Below are 15,424 nucleotides of genomic sequence, written 5' to 3'. Positions count from 1 at the left end.
ACGTCGTTCAGCAGACCCGCCCTTGCCCTGCCTTCCGCTCCTGCCCCTGCTCCCGCTCCGGGGTTCCGTCCACCAGCGCGTCCAGCAACCCGCTGAGCACCCCGCGTTCCAGGTCCGTCAGCGGGTCCAGGATCTCCTGCGCGGCGGACAGCCGCGCGCCGCGCAGCTCCCGCAGGGCCTTGCCGCCGTCCTCCGTGAGCTCGATCCGGATCACCCGCCGGTTGGTGGGATCGGGCATCCGACGGACCTTGCCACTCGCCTCCAACCCGTCGACCAGGGTCGTCACGGCCCGGGGCACCACCTCCAGCCGCTCGGCGAGGTCGGCCATGCGCGGTGGTGAGTCGCAGTGCGCCAGGGTACGCAGCAGCCGGGCCTGGGCCGGGGTGACGCCCAGCCCGCGCTGCTCCAGATGACGCTTCTGGATGCGGTGTACCCGGCGGGTGAGTCGCAGCAGTTGCTCGGCGAGCAGTCCGTCGGAATCTGGGGTGGTCATGTGGGAACAATATCAGGACGCCGTTCATTGTGAGTATAGGTAACAATGAGCTATGCTCCGTCAAGTCCTCACTGTCTCACCCTCCGTAGGAGCCATGCCCCGCGACCACATCGATTGGACCCCCTCGTCCGGCACCTCGACCGACCAGCCCCGGCAGGTGCGCCGCATCCTCACGCTCTTCAAGCCCTACCGCGCCCGGCTCGCGGTCGTCGGCCTGTTGGTCGCCGCCTCGTCGCTGGTCACGGTGGCCACCCCGTTCCTGCTGAAGGAGACGCTGGACGTCGCGATCCCCGAGGGGCGCACCGGCCTGCTGAGCCTCCTCGCCCTCGGTATGATCCTCAGCGCCGTCCTCGGCGGCGTCTTCGGCGTCCTGCAGACGCTGATCTCCACCACGGTCGGCCAGCGCGTCATGCACGACCTGCGCACGGCCGTCTACGGCCGCCTGCAGCGCATGTCCCTCGCCTTCTTCACGCGCACGCGTACCGGCGAGGTGCAGTCCCGCATCGCCAACGACATCGGCGGCATGCAGGCCACCGTCACCTCCACCGCCACCTCCCTGGTCTCCAACTTCACCAGCGTGGTCGCCACGATCATCGCGATGGTCGCCCTCGACTGGCGGCTGACCGTGGTCTCGCTGCTCCTGCTGCCGGTCTTCGTGTGGATCAGCCGCCGCGTGGGCAACGAACGCAAGAAAATCACCACCCAGCGCCAGAAGCAGATGGCCGAGATGGCCGCCACGGTCACCGAGTCGCTGTCGGTCAGCGGCATCCTGCTCGGCCGCACGATGGGCCGCTCCGACTCCCTCACCCGGTCCTTCTCCGAGGAGTCCGAGCAACTCGTCGACCTCGAGGTGCGGGCGAACATGGCCGGCCGCTGGCGGATGGCCGTGATCGGGATCGTCATGTCCGCCATGCCGGCCGTCATCTACTGGGCCGCGGGCATGGCCCTCCAGTTCGGCGGCCCCGACGTCTCCCTCGGCACCATCGTCGCCTTCGTCTCGCTCCAGCAGGGCCTGTTCCGCCCCGCCGTCGGCCTCCTGTCGACGGGGGTGCAGATACAGACCTCCCTCGCGCTCTTCCAGCGCATCTTCGAGTACCTCGACCTCCCCATCGACATCACCGAGCGCGCCGACCCGGTCCACCTCGACCAGATCAAGGGCGAGGTCCGCTTCGAGGGCGTCGCCTTCCGGTACGACGGCAAGGGCGGGCCCGTCCTCGACGGCATCGACGTCACCGTCGCCGCCGGCGGCAGCCTCGCCGTGGTCGGCCCGACCGGCGCCGGCAAGTCCACGCTGGGCTACCTGGTGCCGCGCCTGTACGACGTGACGGGCGGCCGGGTCACCCTCGACGGTGTCGACGTCCGCGACCTCGACTTCGACACCCTGGCCCGCGCGGTCGGCGTCGTCTCGCAGGAGACGTACCTCTTCCACGCCACGGTCGCCGACAACCTGCGCTTCGCCAAGCCGGACGCCACCGACGAGGAACTGCACGCGGCGGCGCGGGCGGCGCAGATCCACGACCACATAGCCGGCCTGCCCGACGGGTACGACACGGTCGTCGGCGAGCGCGGCCACCGGTTCTCCGGAGGTGAGAAGCAGCGGCTGGCGATCGCCCGCACCATCCTGCGCGACCCGCCGGTGCTGATCCTCGACGAGGCGACCAGCGCCCTGGACACCCGTACGGAACGGGCCGTCCAGGAGGCCATCGACGCGCTCTCGGCCAACCGCACCACCCTCACCATCGCCCATCGGCTGTCCACCATTCGGGGTGCCGACCAGATCGTCGTCCTCGAATCCGGGCAGGTGGCCGAACGGGGCACGCACGACGACCTGTTGGAGCGGAACGGGCGCTATGCGGCCCTGGTGCGACGAGACGCCCGCCTGGAGCCGACAAGATGAAAGTATGGCAAGCGATGTCGGGTTTGTGACGATATGAGGGTTACCGTGCCCGCATGCAGATGAACACTCCGCCACGGAGCACGATTCGACTGACGCGCCGGGGCCGTCTCGTCCTCATCGCGACCGGAGCCGTCGTGGCCGGCACCGCCGTGGCGGTGCCGCTGCTGAGCCTGGAGCGCCTGGAGAGCCCGAAGAAGGAGGAGCCGAAGCCGACGGCCCTGGTCATCCCGGAGGGCTGGCGCGCGAGCCAGATCTACGAGGCCGTCGACAAGGCGCTCGCCCTGCCGACCGGCACCACCGCCAAGACGTTGCCGAAAGCCGGTCTGAAACTGCCGAACGACGCCGACGGCAACCCGGAGGGCTACCTCTTCCCGGCGACTTATCCGCTGCACAAGAAGGCGACCCCGCAGACGCTGCTGTCGTACATGGTCGACACGGCGAACAAGAGGTTCAACGGGGCGCCCATCGCGGCAGGCGCCCAGCGCAACGCCATGAACGTCTATCAGGCGGTCACCGTCGCCAGCCTCGTCCAGGCCGAGGCCGCCACCAAGGCGGACATGGGCAAGGTGGCCCGGGTCGTGTTCAACCGGCTGGAGCGCGGGATGCCGTTGCAGATGGACTCCACCATCAACTACGCGATGCACCGCTCCACACTGAGGACGACGGAGAACGACACCCGCATCGAGAGCCCCTACAACTCCTACCAGCGCATGGGTCTGCCGCCGACGCCCATCGACAACCCAGGCGAGGAGGCGATGCGCGCCGCGATCAGCCCCGCCCCGGGCGACTGGCTGTACTTCGTCACCGTCAAGCCCGGTGACACCCGCTTCACGGCGAACTACGCGGAGCATCAGCGCAACGTCGCCGAGTTCAACCGGAACCAGAAGGCCCCGAAGAGCACGTCGGCGGCGGCGAAGTGACCTGGCGGGGGCATCAGGCGGCGACCGACTCTTCCGCGAGCAGCCGCCTGACGTCCCGTACGGCCGCGCGTCCGGCCCGGTTCGCGCCGATGGTGCTGGCCGACGGCCCGTAGCCGACGAGGTGGATGCGCGGATCGGCGACCGCACGCGTGCCCTCGATCCGGATCCCGCCGCCCGGCTCCCGCAGCCGCAGCGGCGCGAGATGGTCGATGGCGGCCCGGAAACCGGTCGCCCAGAGGACGACGTCGGCGTCCACCCGCCGCCCGTCGGCCCACGCCACGCCGTCCGGAGTGATCCGGTCGAACATGGGCAGCCGGTCCAGCACCCCGTCGGCCAGCCCCTGCCGGATCGCGTCGTTGAGCGGCAGACCCGTCACGGACACCACGCTCTTCGGCGGCAGCCCCTGCCGCACCCGCTCCTCCACGAGCGCGACCGCCGCACGGCCCACGCCTTCGTCGAAGGGCCCCTCGCGGAAGACGGGAGGCCGCCGCGTCACCCACGTGGTGCCGGCCGCGTACGGCGCGATCTCCAGCAGGTGCTGCGTGCCGGACGCACCGCCGCCCACCACGACCACCCGCAGCCCGGCGAACGCCTCGGGGCCCGGGTACTGCGCGGTGTGCAACTGCCGTCCACGGAAAGCCTCCTGCCCGCGATAGCGCGGCCAGAAAGGCCGGTCCCAGGTGCCGGTGGCGTTGATCACGGCCCGCGCGGACCACGTACCGTCCGACGTCTCGACGAGCAGCCGCCCCCCGGCCCCCTCCCGTACGGCCGTCACGTCGACCGGCCGCCGTACGCGCAGGTCGAACTTGCGCTCGTAGGCGTCGAAGTACTCGGCGACGACCTCGGACGACGGCCGGGCCGGATCCGCTCCCGTCAGCTCCATGCCCGGCAGCGCGTGCATCCCGTGCACCTTGCCGTACGTCAGCGACGGCCACCGGAACTGCCAGGCGCCGCCCGGGGCGGGGGCGTGGTCGAGCACCACGAAGTCGCGCTCCGGCTCGAAACCGGTGCGCCGCAGGTGATAGGCGCCGGCCAGACCTGCCTGGCCGGCACCTATGACGACCACCTCGACCTCACGCAAGTTGTTCACGCCTCTACCAACGGAACGACGGGCGTGGATCTTCCCGGGGCGGCGGCTGTCCTGTCGGCTGTGATTACGAGGACACGCGCGCGGGAGTGGTGGGGGGCGGCAGGTCGCCGTTGTAGCGCGGGTCCACGAAGGCGCCGAAGTCCACCTTGCCGGGGATGAGCTTCAGCTCCGTGAACGTGTCGGCGATCCGCTGCTCGGAGGCGATCAGCGGCTTGTCGACCGCGACCGGGATCCGGGAGGCGTAGGTCTGCTTCACCGCGGCCGACGCCACCTCGTACGGCAGTCCGGTGTCCTTCGCCCACACCTTGGCCGACTCCTCCTGGTGGTCGTGCACCCAGGTCGTGGCGCGCCGCAGCCGGTCAAGGTAGTCCTTGACGGCGGCGGCCTTCTTCGTGTCCTTCAGCACGGAGGGCGCGGCCACCTGGAAGGTGAGCCCGTTGGTGACGCCGTCGCCGGTGGTCAGCACCCGGCCCTGCTTCGCCTGGAGCACCTGCGACGTGTACGGGTCCCACACCGCCCATGCGTCGACCTTGCCCGAGGTGAACGCGGCGAGCGCGTCGGCCGGTTGGAGGTACTTGACCTTCACGTCGCTCAGACTCAGCCCGGCCGCCTTGAGGGAGGCCACCAGTTGGTAGTGCGCGGAGGAGCCCTGCGCCACGGCAACCGACCTGCCCTTGAGCTGCTCGGGCTTCGTCAGCTTGGAGTCGTTCGGCACGAGGACGGCGTCGCCCTTGGACGTGCCGTGGAAGGCGGACACGACCGTGATCTTCGAACCGGCCCCGGCCGCGAAGACGGGCGGCGTGTTGCCGACGCCGCCGACGTCGACAGCGCCGGCGTTGACCGCCTCCAGTAGCGGCGGTCCGGAGGTGAAGGTGGACCACTTGATCTTGTAGTCGAGATTCTTCAGCTCCCCGGCAGCTCGCAGGATGGCTTCGGAACCACCCTTCTGGTCTCCGACGTTGAGTGTGAGAGAGCCCTTGCCGTCCGTGTCGGCACCGCCGCCGATGCCCGTGCTGGCGGACGAGTTCCCGCCGCAGGCGGTGAGCAGGAGGGCGAGGGGGAGCAGCAGGGCGGCGGGGGCGAGGCGTCGTCGCATGGGAGTCCGTTCTGAGGGAAGCGCCAGATGAGGGCGTGAGAGATCGTGTGAGGCGAGGGTGAGCAGAGGGGGAGTAGAGGGTGGAGGGGCGTTGGGAGTGATGGGGTGAGAGAGCGGAGCGGATGGTGCGGGGGAGGGGGGACGGGAGACGGGACGGGTGGTACTGATGGAGCGTCAGGTGGCTTCGGTGGCCGTGGGGTTCACGCCTAGGCGGCGCAGCAGGCCGGCACGTAGTTCCGCGAACCGGGGGTCGGCGATGTCGCGGGGGCGGTCGAGGCCGATCTCCTGCTCGTGCGCGATGATCCCGTCGTCCATCACCAGGACCCGGTCGGCGAGCAGCACCGCCTCCTCGACGTCGTGCGTGACGAGCAGCACGGCGCAGCCGCGGCGCTGCCACAACTCGCCCACCAGTTGCTGGGCTTTGATGCGGGTGAGCGCGTCGAGCGCGCCGAACGGCTCGTCGAGCAGCAGCAGATCGGGTTCGCGTACCAGGGCCCGGGCCAGGGAGGCGCGCTGGGCCTCGCCGCCGGAGAGAGTCTTCGGCCAGGCGTCGGAGCGGTGCCCGAGCCCCACCTCGGCCAGGGCCTTGTCGGCGACGGGGCGTTCGGGTCGGCCCGGCAGCCCGAGGAGCACGTTGCGCCACACCTTCTTCCACGGCATCAGCCGCGGCGACTGGAAGGCGACGGCCTTGCGGCGCGGCACCAGCACCGTGCCCTCGATGTCGCGGTCGAGCCCGGCGAGGATGCGCAGCAGAGTCGACTTGCCGCAGCCGCTGCGGCCCAGCAGGGCCACGAACTCGCCCGGCCGGATGTCGAGTCGGAGGTCGTCGATGACGGCGCGGCCGTCGAAGGAGCGCGTCAGCCCTTCGACGCGGACCGCCAGCGGGGCGGGGGGCGTCAGCGGCGCGCGGGTCGCCAGTGGCGCGTGGGTCGCGCGGGCTGCTCGGGCCACCGGGGAGGCGTCGGGCGCGGGCGCTGGGGACACTGTCGTCGAAGTCGTCGAAGTCGTCGCGTTCGGCGCAGTGGTCGCGGTCGTCGGAGATATCGGGGAGGACTCGGAGGCCGGGGACGGGTGGGACGTCCGCTCCGCCTGGGGGCTCACCGGCCGGTGAACGTCGGTCGCCATTGCAGCAGCAGCCTTTCGAGGGAACGGACGATGAAGTCGGCGAGCAGGCCGAGGAAGGCGTAGACGATGAGGCAGACCACGATGACGTCGGTGCGCAGGAAGTCCCGCGCCTGCACCATCAGGGAGCCGATGCCGGAGTCGGCGTTGATCTGCTCGGCGAAGACCAGCGCGAGCCAGGCGATACCGAGCGAATAGCGCAGGCCGGTCAGCGCGCCGGGCAGCGCGCCCGGCAGGATCACATGCCGTACCAGGCCCCGGCGCGACAGCCCGAGCGACTCCCCGGCCTCGATCAACTGCGCGTCCACGCCCCGGATCCCGGCATAGACGTTGAGGTAGAGCGGGAAGGTCACCCCGAGCGTGATGATGGCGATCTTCGGGGTCTCGCCGATGCCGAACCAGATGATGAACAGCGGGATGAGGCCGACGAACGGCACGGTCCGCAACATCTGCACCGGGGCGTCGACGAGATCCTCGCCGATCCGGAACAGCCCGGACACCAGGGCGAGTCCGGTGCCGATGACGGTGCCCAGGAGCAGCCCCCCGGCCACGCGCTGGAGCGAGGTGCCCATGGCCGAGGACAGGGAGCCGTCGGAGACGAGATCACCGGCGACCTGGGCGATGCGCCCGGGTGAGGCGAGGACGTCGGAGGTCAACACGCCTGTGGCGCTGAGGAGTTGCCACAGGAGGAGAAGCAGGACCGGGCCGGTGGTCCTGCGGAGCCAGCGGGGGACGCGGGCGCGACGGGAGGAACGGGGGACGAGGGGAACGAGGTCAAGGTCGGCCTCGGCCTCACCGTCGCCCTCGCCCTCGCCCTTGGCGTCGATGTCGGGCCGCTCGGCGACGGACTGGTACTGGAGCTGGGCGGATATAGGAGAAATATCCGGCTCAGAAGCTTCGGGTGGGGCGTGACTGATGCTCATCGGGGCTCCACGGAGAGGAACGGCGGCCTGCGAGTACGGGCGGGCGCACCTCGGCACCGCCGCGTCACGGTCGGTTCAGGGGTGACCGGGCGCGCGGGCAGGGCGGGCGAAGGCGGGAGTGAGGAAGGGTGGTGCGAAAGGTGAGGCTAGAAGCCGAAAGGGCGTCAGCGGCCGCGACAACACGCGGCAGAGGCCACCCGCAGCAGGTCGATGTGACCGCGCGTGGTGAGCAGGGCTGAACGCAACATGCGGCTGAACGTAGTCAGCCTCCATGCCCACGGTCAACGGGCGTCTCGCGGATCGGACCCCTGGTATCACGGTGCGGGCGGTCGGGTGGGTGCGGAACGCGGCGTATGGGTCAGGATGGGGGCATGTCAGATGCGTTCACCACCCGAGTTCTGCACGTGGCGTCCGGTTCCCGGGAGCGAGTCGTCGATCTCACCGGGGACTGCGAGGCGTTCCTCCGTGAAGTGGCCGCCGGTCGCGACGGCCTCCTCAACGTCTTCGTCCCGCACGCCACGGCCGGCATCGCGGTCATCGAGACGGGCTCCGGCAGCGACGACGACCTCCTCGCCGCCCTGCACACGCTCCTCCCCGCCGACGACCGCTGGCAGCACCGCCACGGCAGCCCCGGCCACGGCCGCGACCACGTCCTCCCGGCCTTCGTCCCACCCCACGCGACCCTGCCGGTCCTGCACGGCAGGCTGGAACTGGGGACCTGGCAGTCGGTGTGCCTGGTGGACACCAACAAGGACAATCCCAACCGTCAGGTTCGACTGAGCTTCCTGGGCTGAGCAAGATCATCCTGAGGGGCGCGAAATCTCGGATTCACCGGGTCCACCGGACTCACCGGGTCCGGGTATGGAAGGCGCCGTCGTCGATGAGGCCCTGGATGTAGGGCGGCCAGTCCCGCTCCAGGCTTTGGGCGATGTCGTCGTGTACGTCGCGCCGCAGCCGCGGACCGACGTGCTCGATGCCGCCGTCCGGGTAGTGCAGCCGCAGGCCCTGCCTCAACGTGCACGAGCTGCGCGCCAAGATGGACGCCCAGTTCGCGGGCGACGAGGCAACGTGCTCTTTCCCCCTTGGAAGCGGTGATCACTGTTGTTCGTTCTCCAGTCGGGCCAATTGGGCCTCGAGGCCGCTGAGGCCGGTCTTCCTGGCGCCGCCGCGGAGCCGGGACAGATCGGGGATCTCCAGACGCAGTTGGCGGGCCAGGCGAGCGATGAGTTCCTCCACCTCCTGCCGGGTGACCTGCCGTCGAGACCCGAGGCGCTGGTCCAGGCGGTCCAGCAGGGCGCGCTTGCGCAGGCTGTCGTCCGGGCACCACAAGCGGAAGAAGCCACTGCCTGCCATGCGGTAGGTGCCGATGCGGGACGCCGGGAGCCCTTTCTCGCCGAAGGCGGTGGCGGGCAGGGAGACCGACCAGGTGCCGTCGTCGTCCTTCTCCGGAGCGACCGAGTCGAGTTGCTGCTCGCGGAGCCACTTACGGGCGGCCCGCAGGACCCGCTCGTCCGCCTCCTCGGCCGTGGTCCCGTCGTCGAGTGCGCTGATCACCTCTGGCGTACGGGTGCAGAGTTCGCTGAGCTCCGGGTCATGGGTGGCGCCCGCCCCCGCCTGGCCGTAGACCAGGAGCCCCGCCTTGCCGCGCACCAGATAGACCGGAAGGAAGACGATCTCCTCGTTCAGGCTCTCCAGCGCGTCGAGGGCGACGGGCAGATTGAACCGGGCCCGGTCCGTGCGGCTCGTGAGGCGGTCGAGGGCCGCGCGGTCGAAGCCGGAGGTCACGTGGATCGGGGTGAAACGGGGGTAGCGGTCGCTCCGCAGTGCCCTGTCCAGTTCGTCGCCGGACAACGGGGTCACGACCTCTTCGTCGTAGTGGACCCGTGTCAGCGGGGTGCAGCTCAGAGCCTCGAAGTACAGCCTGCGGCGATCTTGACGGGTGATCACGTAGCGGACGTCGTCGTCCACGGAGCGCTGCCCCAGCGGTGTCAAGGAGAGACGACCCGCGGACTCCTGCACATGGCCGATCGCGGTCAGGACGCGAACGGCCTGAGCGACCAGGGCACGGTCCAGGGCGAAGAACGTGGACAGTTCGTCGACGGTGTGCAAGGCGCCGTGGCGCAGCCCGCGCTCCAGGAAGCGGTCGATGAGGAAGAAGTCCTCGCCCTCGGTGATGTCGGCACGGATCTCCACCTGCCAGACGGGCAGCAGCAGGGCGTGGAGCCGGGTGGGCACGATGCCCTGGCCGAAGGCGGCATCCTCCAGGACCCGTTCCTCGGGGAACGGCATCAGGCGCGGCGCTGTCGTCACGGTCGGCCTCCTTCCGGGGACGGGCCGGCTTCTTCGTCCAGGCTCGGGGCGGTGTCGTCGAGTGCTTCGTCGAGCGCCGCCATGACGTCCTGGTAGTCCCACAGGTCGCCGCGGTCGAGCAGATGCCGGTGAAGATCGTCGGCCAGAGCGCGGAATCCGGGGTCGTCCGCGCGGAGCAGGGTGCTCAGATCGCCCGTCAGCACCAACTGGCTCTTGGCGCGGGTGAAGGCGACATTGGCGCGCCGCAGCTCCTTGAGGAAGCCGATCCGGCCCTCGGGGTTGCTGCGCGTGAAGCCGTACAGGACGACCTCGCGCTCTCCGCCCTGGTAGGAGTCGACGCTGCCGACCGAGGCGTCGGCGAGCTGTGAGTCGCCGATCAAGGGGGTGAGGTGCCGCACGACCTCCAGGCGCTGCGCAAGGTAGGGGACGATCACCACCCACTCGGAACCCCGCCGGTGGTAGAAGGCGGCGAGGCGGGCCAGGAGACGCGCCTCACAGGTGTTGAAGACGCCTTTACGGCCTCGGCTCTCGGCACGCCGTCCGCCCGTCTCGTGACGTTGGCGATCGGGCAGCGCGGCGGTGTCGACGAAGGCCATCGGGCTCGCGAACATCGGGTCGGTGTGCCGGTGTTCCTTCTCTGTGAGCAGTTCTCCCCGGTAGAAGGAGGCCGAGATGAAGTCGGCGATCTCGGCCGGCATCCGGCGCTGTCGGGTCAACTGGACGATGTGGGAGGACGGCAGCCCGGCCCGCAGCAGCTCCAAGGCGCTGTGTGACGTCAACCGGAGCAGTCTGGGGTCGCCGGCGCCCTGGGCCCATTCGGCCACCTCGGAGTCGAGGAAGGGCGGCAGCTGCCGGTCGTCGCCGACCAGGACACCCCGGCGGACCCGGGTCAACGGCACCAGCGCGTCCGGGACGCCGATCTGGCCGGCCTCGTCGAGAATCCCCAAGTCGAAGTCGACTCCGGACAGTTCGGCACAGGAAGCGGCCCCGATACAGGTGGCGCCGACCACCTGGGCATAGCGGACGAGTTCGGGCACCAGCTGGCCCGGGTCCTGGGCGATGGCGGCCTGCCACTGCCGGGTGAGTTTCCGGCGTTCGGAGACAAGCGGCAGCCACGCTTCCAACTGCCGGTGCAGAGTGTGCAGGGCGCCTGCCGCATCGGCCGGGTCCGACAGCCGCGTGGGTGCCGACACGCCCGGCACGGCCGCGCCGAGCGCGTGGACCGCCATGTCGGCGGCCTCGTAGGCGGACTGAAGGCCCTTGCCGAGCTGACGCCCTGCTGCCTGACGGGCAGCCAGGTCCGCGCTGACGGCGGGGTCCTCCCGTTTCGCGCGGTCCGCCTCGGCGCCGGCCGCTTCGGCCTGCCGGCGCAGCTCAGGGCCCAGTGCCTCGAGCCGCTGAATCTCGTGCCCCACCGCGGTGAGTTCCTCTTCTCCGCGGCGGGCCCTGGAGCGGTGCAGCCAGCCGGTCAGCCAAGCGTCGGAACGCTGCCGCCCGGACCGCACCTTCGACTGGAGCCGAGCCGCCCGTTCGGTGAGCCGCAGCCGCGCCGACTCCCGCTCGTTCTCCTCGCTTCGGAGTGCCGCAAGCCGTTCCCGGGCCGGTGCGGTGGCCGCTCGGATCGCGTTGTCGAGACGCTGGGCCGCGGCCTTCTCGTTCCGGGCGAGGTCGTCGACCCGGTGGAGCAGGGCGGCGAGTTCCGCCGTCCACGGCGCGGCGGCCTCCGCCTCCCGGTAGGCCTGTTCGCGCAGGACCATGGTGTGCCGGATTCCCTCGGCAAGGTTCTCCGACTGTTCCTCCAGGAGCAGCGGCTTCACATCGGCGTGGACCTTGCTCTCGTCTCCGACCCGGATCACCACGAGATCCCGGGGCAGGCGGGCGAGCACGTTGTCCACGGCGCGATTGGTGTGGGAGGTGACGAGGACCCGGCCGCTGTCGCCGGCGGCCGTGAGCGCGGTCGTGTGGGCGATCTCGGTGATGGTCCGGGTCTTGCCGGTACCGGGCGGGCCGAGTACCACAAGGAGGTCTTCCGTGGTCAACGCCTTGCGGAAGGCGGCGAGTTGCTCGGGGTCGAGGCCCTCATGCGGCTGCGCGGCCGTGGCCGGGATGGTGCGCACCTGGTGCTCGACCAGCGCCGGGAGCAGGCCCGGGTTCTGCGTGTCCCGCGCGCGCAGACGCGCTACCGCCTGCCGCTGTTTGCTGAAGACCACCGTGCTGGGTATGAGTTCCAGGGCGCCGCGGGCGGGCAGCCGTTCCCACGACACGGGCTCATCGAAGCGGACGGTGACGGACTGCCCCGAGGCACGCCTCACCTTGCCGCGGGTCGCCGTGTCACCCTGGATCCGGACGAAGGCGCCCAGCGGCGGCAACTCGGGTCCGACGAGCTGGAATTCGTAGGCCGACTGCGGAGTGCTGCTGCGGCGCTTGCCGCCGGTGGCTGTCAGGCGCTGATAAGGGAAGGGCGCGGCCTTGCGATCCTCCCTGGTGGTGATCTCCTCGGCCGCGTCGATCAGCCGGTCCACGGTGTCGAGGAACTCCGACTGGCTTTCGCTGACGGAGGAGGCCCCTCCCTGCTGCGCAGGCACCTGGCCGAGACTCTGCCAGGCCTGTTGGAGAACCTGCCACTGGGCCTCCGAGCCCTCGGGCACCGCCCTCAGCTCGAGCACCATCTTCCAGGCGGGCGGGCGCACCAGGAGACAGGACCGGGCAAGGTGAGCACGGTCTGCGAAGCGCAGCGGGTCGATGTGCTTGACGAGGTAGCCCGTGCCTCGCTTCGTCGCCTCGAGGCGTAGCCGGTACGTACGCGTGTACACCAGCAAGGACGGTTTGTACTGGCTGTTACCCGGGTCGAGGCGCACGGCGGCGCCGCGGTCGAGCTGGTTCAGGTCGTGGACGATCTGGGGGACGTCGGGCGGCAGCCCGGCGCTGGACCCTGCCTTCGTGCGGAGCTGCTCGTCCAGCCCGATTCCCGGGACGAGCACCAGCGGAGCGCGTAAGGCGACAGTGGTGAAAGGCATCGGTGATCCTCAGCGCCGGGGTAGAGGCGGGACGGCGGACAGCTCGCGGACCGCTGCGAGCAAGGCGAGGCGGAGCGTACGGACGCCTGGGCGCCCGGCCGGGTCCTGCCGTAGCGCACCGGTGACCGCGTGGGCCAGGCCGGTCGGTACGGAGGGCGAAGCGCGGTAGGCGGGCAGCCCGGGAACGGGTGGCCGGCCGGTCAGCGCATGGTGCAGCAGCGCGCCCAACTGGTAGACGTCGGTGGCGGGTCCGGGACGGCCGACAGAGCCGTGTCGCTGCTCCGGGGCCTGGTAGGGCCCGGCGTTCTCGCCCTGGCGTGGTGCGACGGCGGCGAGGCCGAAGTCGCGCAGCACCATGCGCGGCCGGTGCATGACGATCGCGGTCGGCCGGAGCGCCCGGTGCGAGAACCCCTGGCTGTGCAGTCCATCCAGGACTTCGGCCACTTCGGTGAGCCCTTTCACGATCGACCGCAGCCGCAGCGGGTCGGGCCGCGAGGGAGGCTCGGGCAGCAGTTCGTGCAGGGTCTCCAGGGGGCTGCCGAGCTTCGGGTCGGCCGGCCAGGTCAGGGCGAGGGTGGCGGTGTTCCCGCGGCGGGTCAGTTGCACGATCCCGGGGCCGCGGAAGGCGCGGCACAACCTGGCCTCCTCTTCGAGCGCGGCCAGGGGGTCGAAGGCCGAGCCGGACCCGGACTGCTCCCGTTCGACCTGGCGCAGCCAGACGTAGGAGCCGCGGGAGTCCCGGTCGGACGCCACACGTGCCACCGCCTGGCGCCGTACCACGTCGCCGTCGCGCGACTCGTGAAGGAGGTCTCCGGGACCTTCGTACAGCAGGTACTCCTGCTCCTCGACCCTGACGACGGGCCGGCTGTTCCAGGCCACGGGGCCCAGGCCGCGTTCGGGTCCGGACACCACGACGACCGCGGGCCGCTCGGACTGCTCCCGGGACGGCCGCCGCGTGGGCCGTAGGTCGCGCAGGACCCGCAGCGCGAAGGCGGCGGCGTGCCGCGACGCCGTCCGCTGGGAGCCTGCGGCGTCGGACACGGCCTTGTCCGGGCCGGCGGAGTCGCTGATGCCGCGGACGGAGAGCATCCGCACCGAGCGGTGCATCCTGGCGGCGTGGGCGACGCCGTGGCTCTCCATGTCGACGGCCACCGCGTCGTTGTAGTGACTGCGGATCCGTCGAGCCGTCTCGGAGCCGCGGGAGCCGATCAGCACATCGCCCGAGGCGATCGGTTCGAAATGCACCCGGGGCAGCGCGGCCGGCTGCTGCTGCGGGGCGAGGAAGGCCCATGGCTCGTTGCGGCGGGCGGAGCGCACCAACTGGTCGATGTCGTACGCCGATTCCCAGACGTCGGGCCGAGCGCTGAACCCGTCCACGCTCTCCCGGCCGCCGTGATAGCCGTAGATCTTTCTGGCGACGACGACGTCACCGAGGTGAACATCGTCCTTGAGGGCACCGGCGACGCCGACGAAGAACACCGCCTCGGCGTCGAAATGCTCGATCGCGGACTGTGCGACGAGCGCGGCACGGGTGTTGGTGGGCCCCGTCTCGGCCAGCGCCACCTGCCAGTCGAGGCCGGGTATCCGGCCGACGTCGAGGAGGGTGCCTTGCGGTAACTCGACCTCGCGGACGTCCTTCAGGTGCCGGTGCACCGCCTCGTACTCCACCTGTAACGCGGTGAGCACGACCACGGTGTGCCGCCGACTCCTCGCTCCCCCCAACGGAACCCCTCACCTTCACGGGATCTGCGACTCGACCCCACGGCTCCCCCGGCGAATCCGCCCGGCACCCTGAGGTGGCATGAAGGATCACCCTAGCCCGGCAGCCACTGCGACGGTCGGCCTTCCTCGGACCGACAGACGGCCAAGGTGAGGACCGCCGCAGGGTGCCCTCGGGGCGCGGGCCTGCTGTGACTTCTCCCACCTGCTCTTGTGTGGGCCGGGAACGCTTACCTACGTTCGGTCCTATGTCCCCCGATGGCCGTGCTCTCCCCGGCGAACCGGATCAGCCTGGCGCCCGCCCGACGGTCGACTTCGCCGTCGACCTGAGCGCACACGAAATGCTCCGGCGCGCCCACGTCCTGGACGCTCTCGGCTCCGACTGGGACCCCATCGCCGCACTGCGCGGCGAGGAAGCGGCGTACGAGCTGCTGTACTCCGGCCTCAGCGCGGAGCAGCAGCGCGTGTACGACGAGCTGGTCTCGGCCGGCGTGCTGCCGCGGAGAGGGGACGGCCATGCTGCCGCTTGACCCGCAGGCCGACGTCGGGCGGCGTGCCTGGGTGGCCTGCCCGAACTGCGACGACCGCCGCGGGTGCGCCACCTGCGAGCAGGGCCGCACCTGCTCCGAGCACTGGCGCTACCTGCTCTCCAACGTCGGCAGCCTGCTCCACCTGCAGTGCCGGTCGTGCACCCACATCTGGACCCACGAGACCCATTTCGGTGCCACCCGCACCCCGTGGGAGCGCATCACCAGCGGCCTGCGGCGACGGTGATCACGCACGGCGGCTGACGCGGTGAGCCGGGCCGTCGGTGCCGCCGCGGGCGTGGGCTGGTGG

Annotated in this window: 15 protein-coding genes; 5 read left to right on the top strand and 10 right to left on the bottom strand. The window is 70.8% G+C overall.

The window, feature by feature from the left end; all coding sequences use genetic code 11:
• Positions 1–7 precede the first annotated feature (7 nt).
• Positions 8–493 (bottom strand): MarR family winged helix-turn-helix transcriptional regulator, encoded by a 486-nt coding sequence (locus OG352_RS03700; protein ID WP_329214264.1) that lies wholly within the window; start codon positions 491–493, stop codon positions 8–10.
• Between the two features lie 94 nt (positions 494–587).
• Here OG352_RS03700 and OG352_RS03695 point away from each other — a divergent pair, with 94 nt between their 5' ends.
• Entirely contained in the window at positions 588–2,390 is a 1,803-nt protein-coding gene (locus OG352_RS03695) for an ABC transporter ATP-binding protein (RefSeq protein ID WP_329214262.1), read from the top strand.
• 53 nt (positions 2,391–2,443) lie between these two features.
• Positions 2,444–3,310: an endolytic transglycosylase MltG gene (mltG, locus tag OG352_RS03690; RefSeq protein ID WP_329214260.1), complete on the top strand. Its 867-nt coding sequence runs from the start codon at positions 2,444–2,446 to the stop codon at positions 3,308–3,310.
• Positions 3,311–3,323: 13 nt separating this feature from the next.
• Here the strand turns inward: mltG and OG352_RS03685 are convergent, their stop codons facing one another.
• From OG352_RS03685 to OG352_RS03665, 5 genes are all read right to left on the bottom strand, one after another.
• On the bottom strand, positions 3,324–4,400 hold the full coding sequence (locus OG352_RS03685) for an NAD(P)-binding domain-containing protein (RefSeq protein ID WP_329214258.1): 1,077 nt from the start codon (positions 4,398–4,400) through the stop codon (positions 3,324–3,326).
• A 64-nt stretch (positions 4,401–4,464) separates the two neighbouring features.
• The gene (locus OG352_RS03680) at positions 4,465–5,496 is read right to left on the bottom strand and encodes an ABC transporter substrate-binding protein (RefSeq protein WP_329214256.1); all 1,032 of its coding nucleotides are present in this window, start codon (positions 5,494–5,496) and stop codon (positions 4,465–4,467) included.
• 174 nt (positions 5,497–5,670) lie between these two features.
• The gene (locus OG352_RS03675) at positions 5,671–6,621 is read right to left on the bottom strand and encodes an ABC transporter ATP-binding protein (protein ID WP_443072146.1); all 951 of its coding nucleotides are present in this window, start codon (positions 6,619–6,621) and stop codon (positions 5,671–5,673) included.
• Positions 6,594–7,541, bottom strand: a complete 948-nt coding sequence (locus OG352_RS03670; protein WP_329214254.1) for an ABC transporter permease — start codon at positions 7,539–7,541, stop codon at positions 6,594–6,596. The genes OG352_RS03675 and OG352_RS03670 overlap by 28 nt, the downstream gene beginning before the upstream one ends.
• A 164-nt stretch (positions 7,542–7,705) precedes the next feature.
• Positions 7,706–7,789: a putative leader peptide gene (locus OG352_RS03665; RefSeq protein ID WP_329223698.1), complete on the bottom strand. Its 84-nt coding sequence runs from the start codon at positions 7,787–7,789 to the stop codon at positions 7,706–7,708.
• 123 nt (positions 7,790–7,912) lie between these two features.
• Between OG352_RS03665 and OG352_RS03660 the strand changes: the two genes are divergently transcribed.
• Positions 7,913–8,335, top strand: a complete 423-nt coding sequence (locus OG352_RS03660) for a YjbQ family protein (RefSeq protein ID WP_329214252.1) — start codon at positions 7,913–7,915, stop codon at positions 8,333–8,335.
• Positions 8,336–8,387: 52 nt separating this feature from the next.
• Here OG352_RS03660 and OG352_RS03655 read toward each other — a convergent pair whose 3' ends face one another.
• From OG352_RS03655 to OG352_RS03640, 4 genes are read right to left on the bottom strand one after another with little or no spacing between them, the layout of a single operon-like run.
• Positions 8,388–8,576, bottom strand: a complete 189-nt coding sequence (locus OG352_RS03655) for a hypothetical protein (protein ID WP_329214250.1) — start codon at positions 8,574–8,576, stop codon at positions 8,388–8,390.
• 60 nt (positions 8,577–8,636) lie between these two features.
• Complete coding sequence (locus tag OG352_RS03650; RefSeq protein WP_329214248.1) at positions 8,637–9,851, bottom strand: hypothetical protein; 1,215 nt, start codon at positions 9,849–9,851, stop codon at positions 8,637–8,639.
• Entirely contained in the window at positions 9,848–12,868 is a 3,021-nt protein-coding gene (locus OG352_RS03645) for a DEAD/DEAH box helicase (protein WP_329214246.1), read from the bottom strand. Before OG352_RS03645 ends, OG352_RS03650 begins: the two co-directional genes overlap by 4 nt.
• A gap of 9 nt (positions 12,869–12,877) precedes the next feature.
• Complete coding sequence (locus OG352_RS03640; protein ID WP_329214244.1) at positions 12,878–14,560, bottom strand: phosphorylase family protein; 1,683 nt, start codon at positions 14,558–14,560, stop codon at positions 12,878–12,880.
• A gap of 275 nt (positions 14,561–14,835) precedes the next feature.
• On the opposite strand from OG352_RS03640, the gene OG352_RS03635 reads away from it, so the two are divergent.
• Complete coding sequence (locus OG352_RS03635; RefSeq protein WP_329214242.1) at positions 14,836–15,117, top strand: DUF6400 family protein; 282 nt, start codon at positions 14,836–14,838, stop codon at positions 15,115–15,117.
• Positions 15,104–15,361 carry a hypothetical protein gene (locus OG352_RS03630; protein WP_329214240.1) on the top strand — a complete coding sequence of 86 codons (258 nt, stop codon included), beginning with the start codon at positions 15,104–15,106 and terminating at the stop codon, positions 15,359–15,361. The genes OG352_RS03635 and OG352_RS03630 overlap by 14 nt, the downstream gene beginning before the upstream one ends.
• The last annotated feature ends 63 nt before the right edge of the window (positions 15,362–15,424 follow it).

This window comes from Streptomyces sp. NBC_01485, from assembly GCF_036227125.1.
Lineage (GTDB): Bacteria > Actinomycetota > Actinomycetes > Streptomycetales > Streptomycetaceae > Streptomyces.
The sequence above is the reverse complement of the archived record's forward strand: the minus strand, read 5'-3'. Positions and strand labels throughout refer to the sequence as shown.

Coding starts and splice junctions, on each gene's coding strand:
- OG352_RS03675 (WP_443072146.1), bottom strand. CDS start 6,621: ATGGCGACCGACGTTCACCGGCCGGTGAGCCCCCAGGCGGAGCGGACG.
- OG352_RS03700 (WP_329214264.1), bottom strand. CDS start 493: ATGACCACCCCAGATTCCGACGGACTGCTCGCCGAGCAACTGCTGCGA.
- OG352_RS03665 (WP_329223698.1), bottom strand. CDS start 7,789: ATGTTGCGTTCAGCCCTGCTCACCACGCGCGGTCACATCGACCTGCTG.
- OG352_RS03670 (WP_329214254.1), bottom strand. CDS start 7,541: ATGAGCATCAGTCACGCCCCACCCGAAGCTTCTGAGCCGGATATTTCT.
- OG352_RS03630 (WP_329214240.1), top strand. CDS start 15,104: ATGCTGCCGCTTGACCCGCAGGCCGACGTCGGGCGGCGTGCCTGGGTG.
- mltG (WP_329214260.1), top strand. CDS start 2,444: ATGCAGATGAACACTCCGCCACGGAGCACGATTCGACTGACGCGCCGG.
- OG352_RS03695 (WP_329214262.1), top strand. CDS start 588: ATGCCCCGCGACCACATCGATTGGACCCCCTCGTCCGGCACCTCGACC.
- OG352_RS03635 (WP_329214242.1), top strand. CDS start 14,836: ATGTCCCCCGATGGCCGTGCTCTCCCCGGCGAACCGGATCAGCCTGGC.
- OG352_RS03660 (WP_329214252.1), top strand. CDS start 7,913: ATGTCAGATGCGTTCACCACCCGAGTTCTGCACGTGGCGTCCGGTTCC.
- OG352_RS03645 (WP_329214246.1), bottom strand. CDS start 12,868: ATGCCTTTCACCACTGTCGCCTTACGCGCTCCGCTGGTGCTCGTCCCG.
- OG352_RS03680 (WP_329214256.1), bottom strand. CDS start 5,496: ATGCGACGACGCCTCGCCCCCGCCGCCCTGCTGCTCCCCCTCGCCCTC.